Raw genomic sequence first — 23,400 nt, forward strand, 5'->3', positions numbered from 1 at the left:
GCTAATCTTGCTTATTGATGTAGAGCTCTTGTACCAGTGTCATTAATAATACGAACAATGGTATCGCCAGGATGATACCCCAACCACCGGTGAGCGTCGTCATTAACAATTGTGCAATGATGATCATTGCCGGAGGAGTATCCAGCAGCTTTTTTTGCACCATGGGTGTTATAAAATTGCTTTCTGCAACTTGTACTAAAATGTACAATCCTGCAACAAATGCGGCTTTTGCAGGGCTTTCTACCAGCGCTACCAAAATAGCCGGAACCATGGCAATCATAGGTCCGAAGTTGGGAATGAAATTCAGAATTCCGGCAATGATTGCCAATATGAGCCATAACGGAATTCCGATGATAGCCAGTCCAATCGCCGTAAGTACAAATACAACTAGCATGGCAAACAGCTGACCCTTTAACCATTTGGTAAGGTTCTCGCCAAGTTTGTCGAGCACCCGTGATGCTTCAGTTTTACCTTTTTTGGGTACAAGCGCAACAATTCCGTGTTTGTAATTCGCTGCACCAACGGTAAAGAATATCCCTAAGAACAAAACAACATAAACATCACCCAACACTCCGAAACTGGTTTTAAAAAAGGATTGGGCAAACGTTTGTGCTTGTTTCTTAGCCTCAGGAGAAGAAACCTTCTGTAGAAGTTGTTGCCCAAGGGAGCTTTGATTTAAATAGTTTTTTGCGTTTTCGATTGTACCCGGCAGTGCTTTACTTAGCTCTTGAGATTGCTCCTGAACTTTTGCCCCGATAAACCAACTCAACAGCACGAAAAGTATGAGGGTTCCAAGTATGGTTACCGGTAAACTTACTTTACTTTTCCACCCTGTTTTCCTTTGCAACAGGCCGTTCATGCCCCTGAACAGTACACCAATTAAGGCTCCTGCAAGTATTAGAAGGAGTACATTAAATGTTGCTTTAATGAGCAGCAGCACGACTACGATCAGGGCAAACACCCCACCCGTAATCCAGACTTTTGCAGGAAATGAGTAATGCTTTTCTCCAGGACCATCCATAGGGGTTCGTTTTAGAATTCAGTTTAGAATGGGCTTTGCATCAGCGCTGCTGTCACTCGTATCAGGCGTGTTTGTTCAATCCCGTTAATAAAATCTGCAATAGCTGTTCCACGCTGAACCGATACCGGATACTACATCAACGATATCAGCCGTCCAAAACAACAGGATTGTAATCTAAAGGATCATGGCACCTTGCTTTCACGGGCTGCTTAGTGAACAGGATTGTTTTGCTGTTTGTAGTGGAATGCTAATTGTACCAAGCCTACAAACCAGCAACTTATGAACTATCAGCCAATCGAAAATTATGGTATTATCGGCGACCTTAATACGGTTGCACTAATCGGCTTAGACGGCTCGATAGATTATATGTGCTTTCCCAACTTCGACTCGCCAAGTATATTCGCTGCTTTACTCGACCGCGATAAGGGCGGTCAATTTAAGGTGAACCCTCTCTTCGATGAGCAGAAAACCAAGCAGTTGTATCTACCGGACACCAATGTCTTACTTACCCGCTTTCTTTCTGAAGATGGGGTAGGGGAGATAACCGACTTCATGCCGGTTGAAGAGCTCTTTAACGGCAAGGAGCTTATCCGCAGGGTAACTACCATCAGGGGAGAGGTGAATTACGAGATGAAGTGTATGCCACGTTTCAATTATGCCAAAAGCGAACACACCGTTGAACTGGTTACAGACAAACAGGCCATATTCAAAAGTAAGGGTGAAGACGAAACCGTGCTGCGGCTGACCAGTTCCGTTCCACTTGAGTTGTCGGGGAATGATGTATTTGCAAGGTTTACTTTACGCCCTACCCAAACTGCAGACTTCCTTCTGGAGCACATTGAGAAAGGGCATTCTGACCAGGTAGATTTTAAATCATTTATCACGCAAACCTTATTTGAAACGGTTAACTACTGGCAAAACTGGATCGGGCAATCCACTTATACTGGCCGATGGCTCGAAATGGTAAACCGGTCTGCGCTGGTGTTGAAATTGTTGACTTCTTATAAACATGGATCCATCATCGCTGCTGCCACATTCAGTCTCCCTGAAAGTATTGGAGGCACACGCAATTTTGACTACCGGTTTACATGGATCAGGGATGCTTCGTTTTCGGTATATGCCCTTATCCGCTTAGGCTATACCCGTGAGGCAGGTGCGTTTATGCATTGGGTCGAAAAACTTTGCCAGGACATCGAGGGAAGAGAACGTTTAGGGATCATGTATGCAGTTGACGGCCACCGTGAATTAGAAGAATTTACACTTGATCATCTGGAGGGGTACCGTCAGTCTGCCCCGGTTCGGGTCGGCAACGATGCCTATGGACAGCTACAGCTGGATATCTATGGGGAACTGCTTGACTCGGTTTACCTGTTCAACAAATATGGCGAACCCATTTCCTATGATTTTTGGAAGGACCTGGAGAAACACATCGATTGGCTGGCTGAAAACTGGAGCCAGCCAGATGAAGGTATATGGGAAGTGAGGGGCGGAAGACAGCGTTTTCTTTACTCCCGGCTTTTGTGTTGGGTAGCCTTCGATCGCGCTATCAGGATTGCCGAAGCAAGATCGTTTCCCTTAAATGAAAAATGGCGGAAAGAACGTGATACTATTTACAACAGCATTTATACCGAATTCTGGGACGCTAAAAAGGAGGCCTTTGTGCAATATCCGGGTGCTGACACGGTTGATGCTTCAGCATTACTCATGCCTCTCATCCGGTTTATCAGCCCAAGGGATCCACGGTGGTTATCTACAATGAAATGCATCGAGGAAGAACTGGTTTCTGATTCGCTGGTGTATCGATACCGGCAGGACAAGGCGGCTAATGATGGCTTTCTAAGTCATGAGGGAACCTTTTCCATGTGCACCTTCTGGTATGTTGAATGCCTGTCGCGGTCCGGTCAGCTGGAAAAAGCCAGGTTCGTTTTCGAAAAGATGTTGGGTTATGCAAACCACCTCGGCTTATATGCTGAACAGCTGGGTTTTCAAGGCGAGCACCTTGGTAATTTTCCGCAGGCGTTTACCCACCTTGGTTTGATCAGTGCGGCATACAACCTGAATAGACAACTCGACAACAAGCGAAACAAAAATGTAAACGGCAATGCCTAAACCCGATTTGGCGAACAACTAACATGCACCACAGCTCCAAGCCGGTCGGAATAATGGCCTTCATTGTGGCTACGTTTAATCGACTTAGCGCATGAGCATTCCAAGACCAGCAGGGCAAAGATCAAAAAGTTGTATTCCGTTTTATGTTTAACACCATCAACGATCATTTGCCAGTCAGCCTGGTACCGGGAGACTAAAATCGTTGATCTAAACGTTTGCCTCATGAGAAATCAATTGATGAATGAACGCCGGCGATTGCTTACATCGATCGACAAGTGGTTGGAGGCGCCAATGATATTTCTTGGCTTTGCCTGGCTTATCCTGCTGGTCATCGAATTGGTTTGGGGACTAAGTAAACCACTGGAGTACCTAAGCTTACTCATCTGGGTAGTTTTTATCATTGACTTTCTCGTGAAGCTGATCTTATCGCCTGATAAGTCGGCCTACTTCAAAAAAAACTGGTTGACCGCCATTTCGCTTTTAATACCTGCGTTGCGGGTTGTTCGTATTTTCCGGTTTGTACGGTTGCTCAGGGGATTGCGTGGGATCAGGCTCGTAAGAATCGTATCATCTCTCAACAGGAGTATGAACAGCCTGGGTAGAACTATGCAACGCCGGGCCTTTGGGTATGTGCTGACTATAACCCTGTTTGTGACCTTCGCGGGTGCCGCCGGCATGTATGCGCTTGAACGCACAACCCCTGGATTTGACTCTTATGGAATGGCGTTGTGGTGGACAGCTATGCGGGTGATCACTGCAGGTAATGAGTTTAATCCCGCAACACCGGAAGGCAGGGGCCTTGCTTTGCTGATTGCTATTTTTGGCTATACCATATTTGGTTATGTTACGGCTACATTCGCTACTTTCTTTATCGGGCGCGACGCCGAAGAAAAAAGTGCCCCCGTTGCCGGAAGTAAAGATGTAAGTGAACTGAAAGCTGAGATAATCAAATTAACGACTTCAATCGAGGAGCTGAAAAGAGAAGTTCGGAACAATCCCCATTGATACGACGGCAAACGTTTGCACCTCCACAACAGGTATCACGCTAGTAGTTGCTACACTTAATGCAAGGCTTTTTACAGTGATTGTTATTGTTTCGAATGGGTCCAGGAAGGCCCAACCTGGGCTACCCCTACAATGGTGAATTTTATGCCGGAGATTGCATTGATAATCGAGTCACTTACCTGGTTTGCTCCGGCCTTGATGTCTTTTGGCAAAGCTGCTTTACCCATTAATTTGGCCGCCTGTTGATCCTTGTTGTCGGTAACAAGCAGGATCCCGTTTCTTCGGACTTGCAAGGCTGTTTTTGTGAAGCCACTTTTTCCCGCTTCGAGCTTTTTGCCGATAACAACATTGTTTGCAATAGTGGCATTCTCCGGGGATAGAACTTCTTCATAAACACTGCCCCCGCCAACGGTGTCCGAGAAAAACAAGTTGTTTGCGATTTTCACGGTATCAGGTGCCAGTACTGCGCCTTCCCGCTTTGGTGTTGCGCCCACCCTGATATGGGGAGTGCCTGAATTCACAAAGAGGTTTGAGGCGATATACGCCCTTCTTACCTGGAAGTATCCGTTTATGGCTGTGTTCACCACTCCTGTTACCAACGACAAGGGAGCACGAAAGGTCTCCCGTTTTGGTGACGGTAAGTTGTAAAAATAATTGTTGATGGCTGCATGTCCCTCTCCGATAAAGCGCACACCGTATGCCAGGGGTTTGCCCGCTCCGTCGAAAACATTGCCGTCCACCAGGCAGTTGTTCCCGTGCCGCAGGGTTAGTCCGCCATCGCTTTTATAAAAAGTATTGTGCAGGTAAGAGTTGTAACACGATTTGTTGGAGATAATTTCAATTTCACCGTCACAATCTTCAAACCGGTTTAACGCAACCACGCAATGTGCATTTTCAAATGATGTTTTGCTATCACCGATACGAATACTTTCAAGACCATTATCCTGGTTGGGTCCGTTCTGACGGCCAAGAAAATAGTTGTGACTAATGGTATGGTGCGCCGCTGTACCGGGGGTTAACCATACGGTCAGGGTTGCGCCAAGGTTTCTTTTGTCTTTAAACAGGCAATTACTTACCGTATTGTATTCGCCATAAATGCTGACCCATTTATTATCGATCGTATCAACACTGTTGTAGGCAACTATTGCACAATCGGAAAACTTGCCAAAGGCTGTTCTCAGTTCTATCACCGAAGTTTTACCTAAATCGCTTCCGCCATTCCGCCAGGTGAAACCGGTAACGGTAACGTGTTTTCCCGAAACAGATAAGGAGGAATTTTTTTCAAAAAATACATTGCCCGGGGTTTCCGCAGCGAAAACCACCGGCAGGTTTGGGGTGCCGTTAGTGTTTTCGAATTTAATCTTTTCATTGTTGTAGGTCCCGTTCTTGAGGAGCACGCGGTCACCCGCCTTTGCTTTTTTCAGCATAGCTGTTGCCTCCTGGACCGAACTCACCAGGTAATCCTCAGCAAAACAATATTGCCCCGCAACAAGCAGCATTATGCAACAAATCACTTTCTTCATAAATCAAATATTAAAGGGACAATTCAGTTACAGTTACCAAAAAAGACGAACTTGATAGACATCCGCTAACAGTTCATAATCCGTTCTGGCCAGCCGACATCGATCATGGGAGTCATCGATGCAATGTCGTTAGTTAACCTGATCTCTTTCGTGGTGCTCATTAAAACTATGCTGTACAACAGTGCGACGCCAGTCCGAACCAGGTTCATCCGGGCGGGCAAGGATGCGAAACCGACATCCTACGGTTTGGCCCATAAGGTTGCTATCTCACTACATGAGTCGCTAATCCGCAATCAAAGTCTCTGCGTGAACCTCTGCTTCTCCCTTCTCCGCGGTAAAAACCCAAATCCGTCCATCCGCAATCCGCCCATCCGCAATCCGCTAATCCGCAATCCAATTCTCTGCTTCTCCCTTCTCCGCGGTGAAGAAAAATAAAAAGTAAAAAGCAAAAAGTAAAAAGTAACATCCCCGACCACTAGAAAACTGCTACGCCTCATTACCTGTCAACCTTTCAACTTATTAACCAATCAACTGATTCCGCCCAAGCCGTCCATCCGTAATCCGCAATCCGATAATCCTTTTACGAAAAATACGTTCCACCGTTAATGTCGATGTTCGCGCCTGTTATAAACGATGCCTCGTCACTCGCCAGGTAAACAACAAGGTCCGCTACTTCATTCGCTTCGCCCTGCCGGCGTAATGGTGTTGAATTGGCCACATTTGTCCGCACCTCAGGTTTGGTAAACGTGTCGTGAAAGGTCGTGGCAATCATACCCGGGCACACCGCATTTACCCGAATACCTTTGGGACCAAGTTCCTTTGCGAGACCACGTGTGAAGGTGGTTACAGCGCCTTTGCCGGTTGCATATGCCGATGCACCGGGCCCGCCACCATCCCTGCCAGCCTGCGACGAAAAGTTTACAATCGTAGCACCTTTCGACATTAGCGGAACAACATGTTTTGCCAGTAAAAACACCGTCTTTAAGTTCAGGTTGATTACACCATCCCAAAAAGCTTCATCCATTTCTTCGAGTGTTTTGCGTGCAACTAGTCCTCCAACAACATTCACCAAGATGTGCACCTCGTTTCCAAAAGCCTTTTTTGATGCTTCAATCAATAAGGCTACATCTTCACTTTTGGTCATGTCGCCTTTTACGGCGATCGCCTCGCCACCATTCGATGTTATTTCATCAACCGTATGTGTCGCGCTTTCCGCTGAACCAAAATAATTCAAGACAACCTTAGCACCTGCTGCTGCTAACTTTAAGGAAACGGCTTTGCCGATATCACGCCCGCCGCCTGTTACAATTGCAACCTTGTTTGTTAATTTCATTTATTGATAGTTTACTTAATAGCCGGTTTTTTATCCGAGAATATTAAAAGTGATATGTACGACAATGGCACCAGCACGGCTGCTAGAACAAAAAAGCTTACATAGCTCGTTTGGGTCAGCACAGGCACAGCAAGGGTAGTGATCAGTGTTCCCAACACCGCGGATGTTCCGCCCATGCCCGCGACAGTGCCAACGTTTTTACCATGGAAATAGTCGCTCGGTAATGTTTGCAGGTTATTGATTAAAAACTGGAAGCCAAAAAGGGTAGTAGAGATCAGGCCTATTGCCATTGCAGGTTCGTTTTTTAAACCCTGGAGCACAAAAACCGTAGCAACCAACGACAGCAGCATGATAACGGAACCCACCAGGATGGCCGACCTTCTTGCCGCAGCAGCATCTTTTCCACGCCTGATCAGCCAGGATGAATAAAATCCGCCGAGTAGCCCTCCAAGTGCTGCAAACAGGTATGGCACCCATGCAAATGCACCAACCTGTTTAATGTCGAACTGGAACTGCTCTTTCAAAAACGTGGGTAACCAGGTTACAAATAGCCACCACACCGGGTCAATAAAAAAGCGTGATAGAATAATACTCCAGGTCCGTTTAAACCGTAACAAAGCCTTCCATTTGTATACCTGAACCTCAGGTGCAGCGGCATCGGTGCGAGGTTGGTCCGAAAGAATATGATCCTGCTCTGCTTTTGTGATCCAGGGATGTTTATCGGGTGTTGCTTTATTCATCCAGAGCCAGGGAACAATCCAGATGAAACCCAACACGGCTATACCCGCGAAAGTACCTTGCCAACCAAGCGCAAGATATAACGCTGCTATAAACGGGGCGGCAACAACGCCGCCAAGCGACGCGCCTGCACCAAAGATCCCCTGGGCGATTGCACGTTCTTTCACCGGGAACCATTCTGCATTGCTCTTGGTGGCACCGGGCCAGTTACCCGCTTCGAATAAGCCAAGAAAAAAGCGGAATATTGTAAATGATGCAAGCGTTCTCGCAACCGCATGCAATGCTATTGATATACTCCAGCCCACAATTGATACCACGAAACCCAATCGCGTTCCGATGGCGTCCATCATCTTGCCGGTAAACGTTTGCCCGATGGCATAAGCAATCATAAAGAAGGTCGTAATGTAAGCTAGTGACTGCTTGCTTTGCGCGTCGGTGATCCCAAAGTCTTTATAGATATACGGCCACATGATGTTGATCGCACTTCTATCGATATAATTGATGATTGTAGCAATACCAATCAGGGTGATAATGTACCAACGAAGACCTTTAACTGTTGTCATATGCTATGGATGTGTCGTTTATTCAACCGCACCGGATAGGAGCGGACTTCCAAATGGGGTTGTCATCTTCAACTTATATTACTCCCTGCTGTAGGTTTTTCGTTTTAGGTCGTAAGAAGGGTCTGGCGATAAGGCTAGTTGGTCAGTGGGATGTTTGAAATGCCTTTAGCTGCACCGTTAACCTGGTTGCTGGTATACACTTTATTGCCTGTTGCTGTTCCGCTGCTGCTACTAAGCCGCACATTAATACCGTGGCCGGCCGCATGCACATTGCAGGTATTCGCTTTAAATTCATTGTTGTTTCCCCAGCCATTATAAGCTACGTTTACCTGGTAGCCGTCCAGCAATGCCGATGGTTGGGCGTTGTTCCCGATGTTGTCTTCAATAAGGTAGTTGTTGCCTTTTACATCTATCCAGCTGTCTGCGCTGTTCGCACCCTGTATGCCTTGTGAGTCGAACGTGTTGCCGCGTATCAGGCCGCCTGTTGTGCCTTCTTTGATGTCGATACACTCCGCGGCGATAAAAGGCCCGATCTTGTTGTTCAGTATTTTATTCGAGTCGCAACGATCAATTTCGCCATTTGTAACGGTGGCCCAGTTCGACTTTGCGGTACCGATATAAACACCTTCGCCATAGTCCGGCGTTTTCAACCCGGCATAGGTGATTTCGCAATGCTGAATGGTATTGAACGAACTGAACTTACGAATGTGAAGTGCCTCTTCGCCAACGTTGGTGATATACAGGCTGTCGAACAACGAATGGTTGACCCCATCTGCCATAATTCCTTTGAGCCCGTTCTTTACGGTAAAACCTTTGACTACCCAGTAGCTTGATTGTACATGTAACACATAGCCTGTACTCGTGGAGCCACCGTCCAGGATTGCCTGCCGGGATCCGCGCAATATGATCGGGCTTGAGGATGTTCCGTTTACCCCTGCGGGGATAACAAACCGCCCGCTATACAACCCGTCTGCCAGTATAATCTCATCACCTGGCTTTGCGACCAATAAGGCAGATTTGAGTTCCGCAGCTGTTGCAACACGCACGATGTTTGTGTTCGGCTGAACAAAGGGTATCGGGTCCAATTCGCCCTTTTTTGTACAGGAGGTCAATAACGTTAAGGCAAGAAGATATAAGAGGTTCATGTGTGTTTGTATGAGGCTGTTTGTTGATGTTCTATACGTGGGGGCAACTAAATTATGCCGAGACCTTTTAAAAAGTCTGCTATGGCTTTATTCAATTCCGAATTCTTCTCTTTGGAAAACTTACCATGCTGCCCTCCGGCGATCGTCATGAATTGTGTTTTTACACCCGCTTCTACAAACTTTTTATGTAGCGCGACAGATTGTTGATAGGAAACTGTTGGATCAGCATCGCCGTGTACAATAAAGGTGGGCGGACTCGTCTTTTTAACATAAGTAATCGGTGAAACACTTGCCGCAAACTGTTGATCCTTCGCCTTGTCGCCAAGCCACCTGGTTGCACTTTTGCTCGTGATGTGGGGACCATAACCCCAGTCCCAAACATCAGCTATCCCATACTTATCTACAATCGCGGCAACTTTTATATTTTCTACCCCCGTGCAGTTTGTATCAAAACGGTGATCATTTTCAAGCAGACCCGCCATTAATGCCAGGTGAGCCCCCGCCGAACCACCCATGACCACAATCTTATCCGGATCTATGTTTAATGACTTTGCACGTTTAACCAGGTAGATCAGCGCACACCTTGCGTCTTCGATAGCCGCAGGCGCGGTAGCGGCTCCGGTCAGGCGATACGAGATATTCGCGACTGCATAGCCCATTTTAAAAAAGGTATTGAACCCTGTTTGCGATGCTCTTGTGCCGTGGTTCCAGCCGCCACCATGTATGTTTATAATTACAGGAGTGGGCTTTCCCTTTGGCGTAGGCAGGTAAACATCCATCTTACCCTCCCAATCACCAACCCTGGTATAAACAACGTCTAACTGCGACGAAAATCCTGCTGGTAGTTCCACCGGTTTATAGGTAGTATCATCCTGTGCATACATCGAAGCAGAGATACATAATGCGAGAAAAAAACAGAATAGTTTGCACATGGCCTGGTGTTGTATTGCTGAAGAAATATTTTTTATGGACCGGGCGGCAAAGCTTTGTTGTGGCCCCGGTTGCGTCGCACTCTTGTACCGCAGAATCTCCCTTGAAAATGAAAAAGATAAAATGTAAAATGAAAATCTCTTGTGCACTAAACGGGTTTCCTGCACTTGACTCTCAACTTATCAACCATTCAACTTATCAACCTATCAACTTCACCCTGCCCTCTGCGTCAATCTCTGCTTCTCTTGTTCTCTGCGGTTTAAAAAATGCAAAATGAAAAATGTAAAATGAAAAACCTATCCGCTGCAATAATCATAGTTTCTTGCACTCAACTGACCAATCAACTAGTCAACTTATCAACTTATCAACCAATCAACCAGTCAACCTATCAACTTATCAACCAGTCAACCTATCACCTTCTCAACCAGTCAACTTATCAACTACTCAACCTATCAACCAATCAACCAGTCAACTTATCAACTTAACTCCCCTCTGCGCCAATCTCTGCTTCTCTTGTTCTCCGCGGTTTTAAAAATGCAACATGAAAAATGTAAAATGAAAAACCTATCCACTGCAATAATCAAAGTTTCTTGCACTCAACTGACCAATCAACTTATCAACTAGTTAACTTATCAACTAGTCAACTTATCAACCAATCAACCAGTCAACTTATCAACTTAACTCCCCTCCGCGCCAATCTCTGCTTCTCTTGTTCTCCGCGGTTTAAAAAATGCAACATGAAAAATGTAAAATGAAAAACCTATCCGCTGCAATAATCATAGTTTCTTGCACTCAACTAACCAATCAACTTATCAACTAGTCAACTTATCAACTAGTCAACTTATCAACCAATCAACCTGTCAACTTATCAACCTATCAACTTCACCCCGCACTCTGCGCCAATCTCTGCTTCTCTTGTTCTCCGCGGTTTAAAAAATGCAAAATGAAAGATGTAAAATGAAAAAAACTTGTGCACTAAACAAGTTTCCTGCACTCAACTGACCAATCAACTTATCAACTAGTCAACTTATCAACCAATCAACTACTCAACCTATCAACCAGTCAACCTATCAACTTATCAACTACTCAACCTATCAACTACTCAACCTATCACCTTCTCAACCAGTCAACTTATCAACTACTCAACCTATCAACCAATCACCTCCCGCCGCTTAGTGTAAAAAATTTGTCCTTGTCACCATATTGCAAGCTGACCCGATGCGTTTTGCCGTTTGCTTCAAATTCAAATACCGTACTATCATCCCGGTCGGTAATCATCTTTATTGATCGTATACTCCCGGTAAAGCCCGACGTTGTTTCAGCAACCGGGTTTGTTTTGCCATGTGACTCAACCAATGAGATAAAGGTGTGCGATTTCTTTTTCGGAGGCGAAAGGATAAATCCCTTCTCACTTCTCAGGTTGAAGTTGGGGTCATTGGCGCCGAGGGTTACAAAGTTGATGCGGGTGCTACTGTCGGCTAAAAAGCTGTTGGTATAAAAACGCTTATTGTTTAAGAACGTTACCGACCCTGTGCCTGTTGCCGTGCCCGTTGCATTTAGCCAGATGTGTTGATAGCCATTATCGCTTCCGAGTGGCTCAAGCCTGGTCTTGTTGGTATTCATCTTCAGCGGCGCGTTGGTTATATGTCCCGCATACCAGAAAGGCAAATCATAATCATGTGCAGTTTCCGACGACACTTTAAATACATCGATCATCAGCGGTTTCTCAAAACCCGCCATTGTAACCAGTCCCATTGTTCTCATCAGCTTAACGCCACTGTAGGCATTTTCTTCGGTTGCTGAGACTATTTGCATGTCGGCACGAGGACTGAAGTATACCAGGTTTGGATGGTATAACTCACCGCTATCTACGTTACCGTTAAAGTGAGAGGTCTTGTCGACGACCACCGTGTTGTGGGCAATGGTTTGTTTTGCCCAGCTTTTGTTTTCAGGCAGGTAATCACCACCGCTTTTTGTTTCTATATTTATAAACCTTGCTGACCCATAGTCGGTAATAACTTCGCCACCATTATCGTAGTACAAAAAGTTTAGCCGGTCGAAATGCCCATGTCCCATGCCCTGCGAAGCCGCTTTAAAAACAATACACTGCTGGTCAGCATTTGGTCCCGTACGTAGAATACCAACACCGCCTTTATTGCCTTCATTTCCGTCTTTGATCCATGTTGGCTTATACACAAAGGGTTTAGACTTACCTGCATGGATATCAGCAGCTACCTTTAAGCCCGCATCAGAAATGATAACTCTTTTTTGTTGCTTCGCTACGTCTAAAAGATCCGCAGCAGCTTGAATGTCGGCATATGCAATGTCCACCCCGTATACCAGTTCTTCGCTCTCGAAGGTCTTATCCTTTATTGCGTCGTTAAAAGGGAAAAATGATCCATTGGTGTAGGTCAGTTGAAGGCAGGTATGAATAGCTTTTGCAAGCACCCCATTCCGGTGTTCAAAGATTTTTAATTGTGGCTGGTATTGCTGCACTGCCCTGGCAAAAACAATAAAGGGCAGTAGGGCATATCGTTGATAATATGGTCCTTCATTGTAATAACCGTCTGGTGAGAACAGCTGGTTCAACTGCATAAGGTAACCGGTTTTGCCATCTTTACCCGACCCACGTAGCGCCATTTCGGCCCACTCAGGTCTGTTCATCACATACCCCGTAATGCCAACGGCTGCAACCGACCAGGTACCATGGTTATGTATCCGGTTGAAAACGTCATAGGTGTCAACGGTAAAAAATTTTACGATCGGTGAAAACAACTTTTCTTCGATAATCTTTCTTTTGGCTGGGGTCAGGTAATCATAAACATGGTCGTAGCCTTGTATCACATAAACCTGCCATACGCAGTCATTAAGATTTTGCCAGAAAATCCTACCAGCCGGGTGGTTTTCTTTACGCTTAGGATGCAGCGGCCATTTTTCATATCGACCCGCATAGTTCAACAGTATATCTTCCACGTAGGCAGCATAACGTGCATCCCTTGTAATCTGGTAGGCTACTCCACAAGCGAGAATGTTCTGGTAGTTTCGTTTATGTTGCTCATGCGTATAGCCGCCGCCACCATCTTTTGGAACCGGTACCTCTATCGGGAGCCTCAGTGCTTCATCGGCAGCAGCTTCAACATCGTTAAAGGATGATTGGAGCAACGGGTATTGCTTTATACCCTGCCGAACAGCCGCCACATTTTTGGCTGTTAGCATAATGGATGGATGTTTGCTTTGGGCGGCTGCGTTTCCGAAGAAGCCAGCAACAAGCAGGCACCATATCAGGATTAATTTCATTCTCTTCATTATATACCGGGTGTTTTACCATTAGCTCCTTTGCGGAGTAAATTAGCTGTCGGTTTCAACCCGAAGTTGTATTTCGCAGGGTCAACAAACTGGGGGTCGGTGTTGAAGATGTTTTTTCCGAGAACCCTGTTGTAAAAACTTTGCACACGCCCGGACTGGTAGAAGTTGGTGTAATCCACCCGCAGTTTGTCCCAGCTATTTTCTTCAAACCATATGGTTCTGCCGCCCTGGCCACTTTTACTAAATATGGAGTTGGTAATCGTTGCCTCCTGTGCTCCCAGCAGTTTAACCACGGAACCCTGTTCCATGTTATTGACTTCATTAAAAACACAGTGATCAATTATAACGGAAGGGCCGGTTGTGCTTTCGTCATTACCGCCGCGATAAACGACGATGGCAGTCCCTAAGATGTTACTAAATGCGGTTTTAATGATTTCGATCCTTTCAACATTGTAAATACCCTTGTCCTCTTTTTCAGCAGAGAAATCAATACCTGTTCCTGAAATATTTCTAAACAGGCAATTGCTTACAACTACCAGGTCGGCAAAGGTGCTTTTAGTGGCTTTGATACCGCTTTGCGAGCCCTCATTATAATTATAGAATTCACAATTGTTTACCTGCAAAGTATAGTGCTGGTTCATGGGCTTTTTTGCAGATGTTGCAATGCCCGCATTTACATCGCCATAACTTTTGTATGCCCCGTTAAACTTGATTCCCGACAATGTAAGCAAGGCGCCATTTTCAATCGTAATAAAAGCTTGCAGGCTCTTCTCGGCAACGTTTACAAATTCCACCTTTCTTGTACTATCTTCTGCCTTAATGGTAATGGGCTTGTCAATAATGATTTCCTTGTCCAGCTCATAAGGAACATCTGCCGGGGAGAGCACAATGATGTCGCCCGGTTTGGCTCTTGAGATGATTAAAGGAAGCTCTTTACTTCGGGACGCGGTAACCTTATGGGTCTCCGGGTTGATCGACGGTTTCACAGCCGGGCGGTACCATGAGGCCCCTGTACTTTCTGCCGTCATTCTCGATAAGCGCGAAAGGTCCACACCTGTTTTATTTGCGGGTACCATCACGGTCAAATCATTCCATTTCACTGGTTTGCCAGTCGTAGGTTGAAAGCCTTTTACTACTGTGTTTAGGTTTGCTACAAACGAATTTGCTTCAAATCGAACACCTCCATCTTTGTTCGCGTCTTCAAAGAGCATGCGGTTTTGTGTACTGATGAAGTTGCGGGTGAAAGTAACATCTTTAGGCGCGAGTGTTCGTTCGGCATCTTTGCCTGCACCAAACAAAATGCTTTTACAATTGATAAAACTGTTGTTGTAAATATCGGCATCCGTCACCTGGTAGTAACGGTTAATCAGCGAATTTGGAACACCATTCAAAACACCGAAAGCCGACCTGAACCTGTCGCCCGCACAATCGATCAAAAGGTTGTTGAATACCTTGTGCCCCGGGTTGATTACCCTGATGCCTCCGGTATACGGTTTATTGTTACCAATAAATAAATTGGACTCAATGATGTTTTTGCTTCCGTGACGAAGAACTACACCGCCTTCGCACTCATAAAAAGTGTTGTTTACAACATGGTTGCTTCCTGATTTGATGGAGATGATCTCCACTTCACCATTTACATGTTCAAAGTAGTTATAGGCAATCCGTGTATGTGATGGGGTGAGTGAGTAGCGGGATACACCCACCCGGATGGTTTCACCTCCATTTGAACCAAGGCGCTGGCGACCCGCAAAATAGTTGCTGTCGATAACGTGGTGATTTTCCCTGCTTCTTTCGTCGTCAAGGTTTACGATCAGTGTCGTCCCCCCGTTCAATTTGTCTCCTATTGTACAATGATCAAGGCGATTGTTTTTGCCCCATAAAACGACCCAACTGTCTGTGTCAAATCTATCCGGCTTACTGTAGTCGTCGATTACAAAACCGGTAACCCGGCAATGATTTGCAAGGTTCTGGTTGTTTTCCCGGAACTCAATCACCGGCGGCTCTTTGGTAAATCCGTTGGTGAAGTGAAAACCCGAAACTTCCAGGTATTCGCCACCCAGTTTTAGATAGGAATTGCCGGTTAGCTTAACACCACCGGCTGTTTGCGCTTTGATTACTATGGGTCTCCCCTGGGCACCTTTTCCGACGAGCACGAGCTGAGCATCCTTGTATGTGCCGTTGTCCAGCATTAGCGTGTCCCCGGGTTTCGCCGTTTTGACCGCTTTTACCAGGCCCGCAACATCGGAGTAAGCAGATGCGTTTGCTGCAAACAGCAGGAAGAAAAGAATTGAAGAAGTAATTTTCATTGGCTCAAATTCTAAGAAAATGCAATCGTTTCGTTTTTCAGACCAGGCTCCTTAGATCAGGACGGTAGCCTAGTTTATGTAAACGTATCAAGATCACTTGCTCTAGCTAAAGATTCGGGATTAAAGTATCGTCAGCGATCGCGACAAAGCATCACTGGATGATTGACCTGGCAAAGGTCATTACCCCCTTAAGGTGTTCCTTCATGGTTTGGACGGCCGCTTCAGCATCCCGTTTTTTGATCTGATCATAAAGGATGCGATGTTCTTCAAGTGCTTTGTTTGTTGAACTTTGACAAACATTAAATACGTTGTAGCTCGCAATTATATCCGGGATGATGATCAGCAGCATCGATTTTAGAACCTTGTTTTTCCCAAGGTCCGCAATGGTAAGGTGAAACATGAGGTCTTCTTCAACTGCCGTAACATGTTTCTCGGCTTTTACAATATAGTCGTTGAGTGAATTCTCCAGTAGCCTGATGTCTTCTTCATTGTGGCGTTCGCACGCATGAAAAACAGACGACAGTTCCAGTACCTCCCTTGTTTCCACTAAAGAAAGAAAAGAATAACCATCAATTTTTAATACGTCCGCAATCAGCGACTCTAAAGCTGATATGCCTATGCTTGCAACGTAGGTCCCACTTTGCGGACGGGTCTTTAAAATCCCATAGAACTCGAGCTTTCTGATTGCTTCCCGTACATGGGTGCGTCCGACCCCAAACTTTTCAGATAATTTTCGCTCCGGCGGCAACTTATCACCAGGTTTTAGTTGTCCCGACATCAGCAAGTCTTTCACCTGCTGAATAATAATGTCGGTAGGCTTGGTGGCAACTACCTCCTTTAAATTTTCCAATACATGATCCATGTTTTCAATTTTCGTTGATGTACGTGGTCTGGCTTGTTAGCAGTGCGATTTGGTGATTACAATAGAAAGTTGATGTACAAATACATCAGTGAGATTGGCTGGTTTAAGCGCGTTGTAACCGTTGTAAAATAAGCAACTTAAAATTGGTCGACCAAATAAATTCTGGCTGAAAAAAATGTTTATTAATATAACGTTTTCATTATTAACCGATTAAGACATTAGAATTGGCTTTGAATAAATATATTTTCTACCACTTTGATTTTGGTAGACCAAAAAGTATACTTTTAATTTTGTTTTTAACGAGGATCGAAAATTTTAAAACTTGTCATTATGAAATTGAAAAGACCCCTCCTGGCAATCTTTCTTTTGTTGGTGTCTGGGATGCTGTTTGCTCAAACGAAACAAATCACCGGCAAAGTTCTCGATAACAAGGGACAGCCATTACCTGGTGTGAGTATCCTGACAGATCAGAAGTCATCTTCTGCCATTACCCAGGGAGATGGAACTTTCACCATTCGTGTCAACAACAAAACCAGTACCCTGGTGGTCTCTTATGTTGGCTTTACAACACAAACAATCCCCATTGGCGGTAGAAGTACCATTGATGTTACGCTTCAGCCGGCGCAGTCTACGCTTGACGATGTAGTAGTTGTTGGTTATGGTACCCAGCGGAAATCTCATGTTACGGGTTCGGTTTCGAAATACAGCAACGACCGGATGGATGAAGCACCTGTTGCCCGTCTCGACCAGGCGTTACAGGGTAAGATCGCAGGGGTTCAAATTCAGAATACCACCTCTGAGGCTGGTGCAAATCCACGCATCAGGGTTAGGGGTTTAAGTTCGATCAATGCAGGATCAGATCCGCTGGTTGTTGTTGATGGACACCCGGTACCAGACGGACTTGCTTTTGTAAACATGGCGGATGTTGAGTCGGTTGAGGTGCTTAAAGATGCGGCCTCCGCAGCGATCTATGGTTCTCGCGGAGCAAGTGGGGTAATCCTTGTTACAACGAAAAGCGCCAAAACAGATCGGACACGCTATGGGGTAAAAATTTCTTCCGGGGTTAAAACAGCTTATAAGACCCAGGACATGATGACGGTTTCTGATTATGTGTCCCTGTTGTTTAACGAAGCGGCACTTCGGGCAGATGATCCTTCTGTTCCGGCCACACAAAAGAACAGGATTACTGCACAGGAGCGGGCGCAATACGTAATTGAAAACACCATTATGGGTGGGGTGCCAACCGATTGGCAAAAAGAGGCATTGCGTACAGCTAATGTAACCAACGTTCAAATGAATGTTTCAGGTGGAAGAAGCAATATCAAATATTTTATTTCCGGTGGCTATAATAAGGATGATGGTTTAATGTACCACAGCAGTTATGATAAACTAAGCCTTCGTGCAAAAATGGAAACAGAGTTGGGTAAGCGGGTTAAATTGAACCTGAACATCAATCCTACTTACACCAAACGTGAACGACCTGCGGTAGGCTATATCGATTTTGTTCGTTTCCCTTCCTTTATGCCGGCACGGCACACCGATGCAAGTGCCGCATTCGTAAACTCGCCGAACATCAGGCCTGGTGATTGGGCACAGGTTGGTCATTTTAACGGGCGGGTCTACAGCGGTCTTATGCCCGACGGTAGCACCTGGACCAATACCGCAGCAACTGATCCGTTTGCATCAAGTAACAACAATCCCAAATCTGTAATGGAAACCAGGGATATCAATACCGATGAGTACCGGGTGTTGAGTAGTGGTGACCTTACCTTTAATCTTGCAAAAGGCCTTGATCTGAAAACAACCGGAAGTGTTTATGTTACCTACGCTGATGGCCTGGACTATGCGCAGACCAACAATAACCGGCAGGGAGACATCAACCGTGGCATCTATACCAACCGGTTGTTCGTAGACCTGTTGTCGGAAAATACACTCAACTATGTTAAGCGGGTAGGGGATCATTCATTTACTGCCCTGGCCGGCTTTACCGCGCAGAAGACAAATATTAAGTCGGTGAGAACGGAGGCGACAAACTTCCCCAGCGATAACATCAGAACACTGAATACGGCCCTACAGATTGTACAACCCAGTGTTGATGCATCCGGTAACCAGCAGGGCACCTACACTTTACAAAACAACATTGGCCTGATCTCTTACCTTGGACGGGCAACATACAGCTTTAAGGACCGCTACCTGTTTTCGGCAAGTTTCCGGCGGGATGGAAGCTCCTATTTTGCGCCGGGGAACAAGTGGGGTAATTTTCCTTCTGTTTCTGCAGGATGGGTCGTTTCCAAAGAGAACTTCATGAGGGATATCGACTGGTTATCGCAGTTGAAACTCCGGGCGAGTTATGGCGCAACGGGTAACAATCGTATAGTTGATTTTGCATTTGTCGATCTGCTTTATGCATCCAGTTATGCTTATGGCAGCGGAACAGGAACGGTGGCTTCAGGCCAGTTGCCTTCGAGGGAAATTCTTGCCAATCCGAACATCACCTGGGAGCGTACTTTTCAATACAATTACGGGGCTGACCTAAGCATACTAAATAACGCGGTTAGTTTATCTGCAGAGGTTTACCAATCTAAAACTGATCGCCTTTTGCTCAGGCAGGCTGTGATGGGCTTTACCGGTGCAAACCAGGCATGGAACAACATTGGGCGGATTCAAAACAACGGAATTGAGTTCGAGTTGACCTCGAATAACTTCAGAAGAAGCAACTTCAGGTGGACCACAACGGCAAACCTTGCACGTAACAGGAACAAGTTACTTGAGTTCGGTGGTGAAGCTTTCCAGCTGAGTACCGGCGAACGGAACGAGGCATACAGCACAGCTGTAGGTTTCCCTTCCATCCGCTTCTGGGGTTATAAAACTGACGGTGTCTGGCTGTCGCAGGCCGACGCTGATGCTGCAAGAGCAAAGGATAAGGGAACTGCAAACCCGGCTGTTTACTTTACCGCCGGTGGTATAAAACTCCAGGATCTGAACAACGATGGCAAGATTGACCCGGCTGATCGGACAAATATCGGATCGCCATTTCCTGAGTTCACCTTTGGCTTAAACAATAGCTTTAATTACAAAAACTTCGACCTGAGCTTTCTGATACAAGGTGTCCAGGGAGTTGACGTAATTAACGGTGATGCTTTCTATAACGAGTCCCGCAAGTACAATCGTAAATACAACAATGGCAACAGGTGGGTAAGTGCGCTTGCCCCCGGGGACGGTAAAACACCCTATTTCACCAGTGGTTTCGACTGGATGCTCACCGATTACGTTGTAGAAGATGGTTCCTACATCGCCTTACGCGAAATCATCTTTGGTTACAAACTGCCCGAGTCATTATCTAAGGCTGCACGGTTGAGCTCTGCAAGATTGTATTGCTCGGTGCAGAATGCTTATATGCGTTGGGCAAACAACTACAGGGGCATCAACCCCGAAGCCAGGAACACCAGCGGTAATTACGCTACCCCATTAATTGATGGATACCAAAGAGGCGGTTTTCCTATGCCGCGCACTATCTTATTTGGCTTAGACATCAATTTTTAAATCTTACAAAAACTTATCATGAAAAGGATCTTATATATTCCTGTTCTTGCAGCGATGCTTTTTGCGGGTTGTAAAAAAACGATCGACCTATATCCACAATCAAACCTGAACACCGGAACTTTCTATTCGAACGTTACCGAAATACGAGCGGGTTTAACGGGCTGTTACAATGGTTTACGTGCCCCACTTGAAACAGAGTGGATGATGACAGAGCTCCGTTCAGATAATGCCAAGCAGGGGGTTCCCGGTAGCAGCAGTGCTTCCAACCGCGAGTTGAACGAACTTGATATGTTCTACCTGAACTCATTACACCCCAGGGTATACGATTACTGGCTGGCTTCCTACAACAACATCCGCAACGTAAACATCATACTCCAAAAGCTTGGTGTTTCTTACGATCCTGCAACTGGGGTAACCAGCTTTCAAACGATTGACGTTCCCGTTTCTGATGCCGATCGTAAGCAACTGGCGGGCGAAGCTTTATTCATCAGGGCACATCATTACTTTAACCTGGTACGTCTTTTTGGAGGGGTGTTTTTGGTTCACACGACCATTACGGCTGATGTTGCCAAAACGATGAACCGGGCCAGCGCTGAAGATATTTACAAGCTGGTGCAGGCGGATTTAAAAACGGCTACGGAATCAATGAATACACTGCGGTACAACCAGCTGCCCGCAACTGAGTTGGGGAAAGTTACCGGCTGGGCTGCAAAAACCCTTCTTGCAAAAGTCTACCTAACATTGAATAAGAAGGCAGACGCAATCACCCTGCTAAATGATGTCAGAACAAACAGCGGTCATGCGTTGGTAACAGCACCGGGTTCTGCGGGAAGCGCTTATGCAAACATCTTTTCCGCCGGCAATGAAGTTAATTCAGAAATCATTTTTACCATTCGGTACAAGGCGGGTGGGCTCGGATTAGGTGCGCCTTTTGCAAACCGCTTTGGTCCGCTGAATACGCTCGCGACAATCGTACCAGGAGATGGGCAGGGCCTGAATTACCCGACTGCCGACTTAGACTCGAGCATACGTACAAATGATGCACGCAAGAATATCGACGTGGCGCGGCTGGTGAGTGGTGCCTCAACGAAATCCTATACCAGGAAATACTTTCCAAACCCGAACCCGACCAGTAATCCGCAGTCGATGACGTCGAACGACTCAGAAAGTGATTGGCCCGTTCTCAGGTATGCCGATGTGCTCTTAATGCTTGCAGAAGCCCAGGGTAATTCCCAGGCTAGTATCGACCTCATCAATACCGTGAGAACCCGTGCAGGCGCAACACCGATTAATAATGCCGGTATTACATCGGTAAAGTTATTTGAGGATACACTTTCCGCGGAAAGAAGAATTGAGTTTGCATTCGAGAACCAACGTTGGTTTGACCTTCTACGCTTTAATACCACCATGACCACGGTTACGGCTGAAGGAACGATGAAGGAACACTTTGCAAGAGAATATCCTGTGCACTACGTAGAGTATCCCTTACCAAGACTAACCTTGCCAGAGCTTCAGAACCAGGTTACAAGAGAACGATTGTTACTCCCGATACCACAACGCGAAATAGATACCAATACCAGTTTGCGCATTACGCAGAACCCTGGTTATTAAGTTAGTCATTAAAAAAGTCTTCGATAATCAAGGCTGTTCCGGCAACGGGGCAGCCTTTTTTTGATCACTGATGCACCCTATTCTTGTGCTTTGGTAAAGTACCTGTGGAGTTGATAACGCTCCCCGTTTTAGGTGCGTGCAGTATGATAGTAATTGGCGGCCATATAAGAAAGCGGTAATCCAATACAGACGTTAAGCATAATCATGTTGGCGATCCTATTCTCAAGATTAAATGGCTGCGCTGGTATCTTTGATAATGGCACAACGATTAGGTTCATCACCACCCAGATAAACAGGCCATAGATTATACCGGTCAGCAGGATGGACCTTCTTAGCAAATTGAATGCCTGGTAGATCAGAAAGAACAGTAGTGTAAAAGCGAAAGCAATAATAAAATGAAGTGCAAGTCCTGCTACGATCATCTTGTTTCCTGATGAATAAGCCGCCTTACCGAACAGGGCGCTTGCGATGTACTTAAGGATCAACACGGGATTGTTGCCCGTTTTCACGAAGTAATAAAGTAAAGCAGCAGTTATATCCAGGGTTCCGACAACCAGTCCGGCCTGAAAAATTCTAGCGGATCGTTTTGACATGCCTGTAGCTAGGGTATTAAGGATTGATAAATGCCAATGCTTACAGTTGGGAGACAGGGGCCATTTTATCGAGGAGACCTACCAATGATGTTAATGTGCATGGCGAGAAGTATTTCTTGTTGGTTTCAGGGTCAGCCGTGGAATTTGAAACGAGTGCAACTACATATCCGGCTCCATCAACTACGGGTGCACCACTCAACCCGCCAAACTGTTCCGGAACCAGGATCTCTTTCAACAAGATGCGGTTACCAACTGTTTTATGGTATTCAAATTCGTAAACCCGTTGTTCCCCGCTTTCCATTTTACGCGTCCAGCCAACGACATAAAGTTTTTCACCAGGCAGCAAAGGGGTTGATCTAAACTGCAGCGGCTTTGTGTTCGACCGATTTTCTTTTAACGAGAATACCAACCAGTCTTCGTTGTAAGTTGATTTTTCCTCTAGTAGTTCCCCGGGATTAGCATTCAGCAATTTGTCGGTGACCACTACTTCGCTTGGTTTAGTTAAAGGATAAAGCTGCCATTTTTCAACCTGGTTTGATATTGACAATGTTTTCATCTCATCTGTTTTGATGATTTTCAACAGGTGTTTTGCCGTTACAGCAAAGGTGTCGTTATTATGTTTCAGCAGGAACCCACAGCTAAATCTCGGTTGGTTAAACTTTTTGTTTACGAACTCGATCCCGTTGACAAGGGCTATATCATCGAAGGTTTTTGTAGACACCTTTTCCTGGCTGGTGCAGGCAGCAGAGGTGAAAGCTAGAAAGGCAAGAAACATTGTTATTTTCATAATCGTATTTTGACCACCAAGG

General features: G+C 45.7%; 15 protein-coding genes. 4 read left to right on the forward strand and 11 right to left on the reverse strand.

Annotation, left to right across the window (positions count from 1 at the left end; genetic code table 11):
- Position 1: 1 nt before the first annotated feature.
- On the reverse strand, positions 2-1,021 hold the full coding sequence (locus EXU57_RS00650) for an AI-2E family transporter (protein ID WP_133266234.1): 1,020 nt from the start codon (positions 1,019-1,021) through the stop codon (positions 2-4).
- A gap of 279 nt (positions 1,022-1,300) precedes the next feature.
- On the opposite strand from EXU57_RS00650, the gene EXU57_RS00655 reads away from it, so the two are divergent.
- Complete coding sequence (locus tag EXU57_RS00655; protein ID WP_133266235.1) at positions 1,301-3,130, forward strand: glycoside hydrolase family 15 protein; 1,830 nt, start codon at positions 1,301-1,303, stop codon at positions 3,128-3,130.
- Positions 3,131-3,352: 222 nt separating this feature from the next.
- Positions 3,353-4,135 (forward strand): ion transporter, encoded by a 783-nt coding sequence (locus EXU57_RS00660; protein WP_133266236.1) that lies wholly within the window; start codon positions 3,353-3,355, stop codon positions 4,133-4,135.
- Between the two features lie 83 nt (positions 4,136-4,218).
- Here EXU57_RS00660 and EXU57_RS00665 read toward each other — a convergent pair whose 3' ends face one another.
- The 8 genes from EXU57_RS00665 to EXU57_RS00700 all read right to left on the reverse strand — a co-directional run bounded on the left by EXU57_RS00665 (position 4,219) and on the right by EXU57_RS00700 (position 16,844).
- Positions 4,219-5,658 carry a polysaccharide lyase 6 family protein gene (locus tag EXU57_RS00665; protein WP_133266237.1) on the reverse strand — a complete coding sequence of 480 codons (1,440 nt, stop codon included), beginning with the start codon at positions 5,656-5,658 and terminating at the stop codon, positions 4,219-4,221.
- 580 nt (positions 5,659-6,238) lie between these two features.
- Positions 6,239-6,991, reverse strand: coding sequence for an SDR family NAD(P)-dependent oxidoreductase (locus EXU57_RS00670; protein WP_133266238.1), 753 nt, complete (start codon positions 6,989-6,991; stop codon positions 6,239-6,241).
- Between the two features lie 11 nt (positions 6,992-7,002).
- Entirely contained in the window at positions 7,003-8,292 is a 1,290-nt protein-coding gene (locus EXU57_RS00675) for an MFS transporter (protein WP_133266239.1), read from the reverse strand.
- Positions 8,293-8,426: 134 nt separating this feature from the next.
- Positions 8,427-9,437 carry a coagulation factor 5/8 type domain-containing protein gene (locus EXU57_RS00680; RefSeq protein ID WP_133266240.1) on the reverse strand — a complete coding sequence of 337 codons (1,011 nt, stop codon included), beginning with the start codon at positions 9,435-9,437 and terminating at the stop codon, positions 8,427-8,429.
- Positions 9,438-9,484: 47 nt separating this feature from the next.
- On the reverse strand, positions 9,485-10,369 hold the full coding sequence (locus EXU57_RS00685) for an alpha/beta hydrolase (protein ID WP_133266241.1): 885 nt from the start codon (positions 10,367-10,369) through the stop codon (positions 9,485-9,487).
- Positions 10,370-11,525: 1,156 nt separating this feature from the next.
- Positions 11,526-13,664: a heparinase II/III family protein gene (locus tag EXU57_RS00690; protein WP_243745469.1), complete on the reverse strand. Its 2,139-nt coding sequence runs from the start codon at positions 13,662-13,664 to the stop codon at positions 11,526-11,528.
- 8 nt (positions 13,665-13,672) lie between these two features.
- Positions 13,673-15,982, reverse strand: coding sequence for a chondroitinase-B domain-containing protein (locus EXU57_RS00695; protein ID WP_133266243.1), 2,310 nt, complete (start codon positions 15,980-15,982; stop codon positions 13,673-13,675).
- A 151-nt stretch (positions 15,983-16,133) separates the two neighbouring features.
- Positions 16,134-16,844 carry a FadR/GntR family transcriptional regulator gene (locus tag EXU57_RS00700; RefSeq protein WP_133266244.1) on the reverse strand — a complete coding sequence of 237 codons (711 nt, stop codon included), beginning with the start codon at positions 16,842-16,844 and terminating at the stop codon, positions 16,134-16,136.
- A 330-nt stretch (positions 16,845-17,174) separates the two neighbouring features.
- Here EXU57_RS00700 and EXU57_RS00705 point away from each other — a divergent pair, with 330 nt between their 5' ends.
- Together EXU57_RS00705 and EXU57_RS00710 are read left to right on the forward strand one after the other, a co-directional pair.
- Positions 17,175-20,387, forward strand: coding sequence for a SusC/RagA family TonB-linked outer membrane protein (locus EXU57_RS00705; protein ID WP_133266245.1), 3,213 nt, complete (start codon positions 17,175-17,177; stop codon positions 20,385-20,387).
- Between the two features lie 18 nt (positions 20,388-20,405).
- Entirely contained in the window at positions 20,406-21,998 is a 1,593-nt protein-coding gene (locus EXU57_RS00710) for a RagB/SusD family nutrient uptake outer membrane protein (RefSeq protein WP_133266246.1), read from the forward strand.
- A gap of 128 nt (positions 21,999-22,126) precedes the next feature.
- Here EXU57_RS00710 and EXU57_RS00715 read toward each other — a convergent pair whose 3' ends face one another.
- Positions 22,127-22,591: a hypothetical protein gene (locus EXU57_RS00715; RefSeq protein WP_133266247.1), complete on the reverse strand. Its 465-nt coding sequence runs from the start codon at positions 22,589-22,591 to the stop codon at positions 22,127-22,129.
- 40 nt (positions 22,592-22,631) lie between these two features.
- A complete protein-coding gene (locus tag EXU57_RS00720) occupies positions 22,632-23,378 on the reverse strand; it encodes a trypsin-like serine protease (RefSeq protein WP_133266248.1) in 747 nt (248 codons plus the stop codon).
- Positions 23,379-23,400: the final 22 nt, after the last annotated feature.

The sequence above is a fragment of the Segetibacter sp. 3557_3 genome (assembly GCF_004354985.1).
GTDB lineage: Bacteria > Bacteroidota > Bacteroidia > Chitinophagales > Chitinophagaceae > Segetibacter.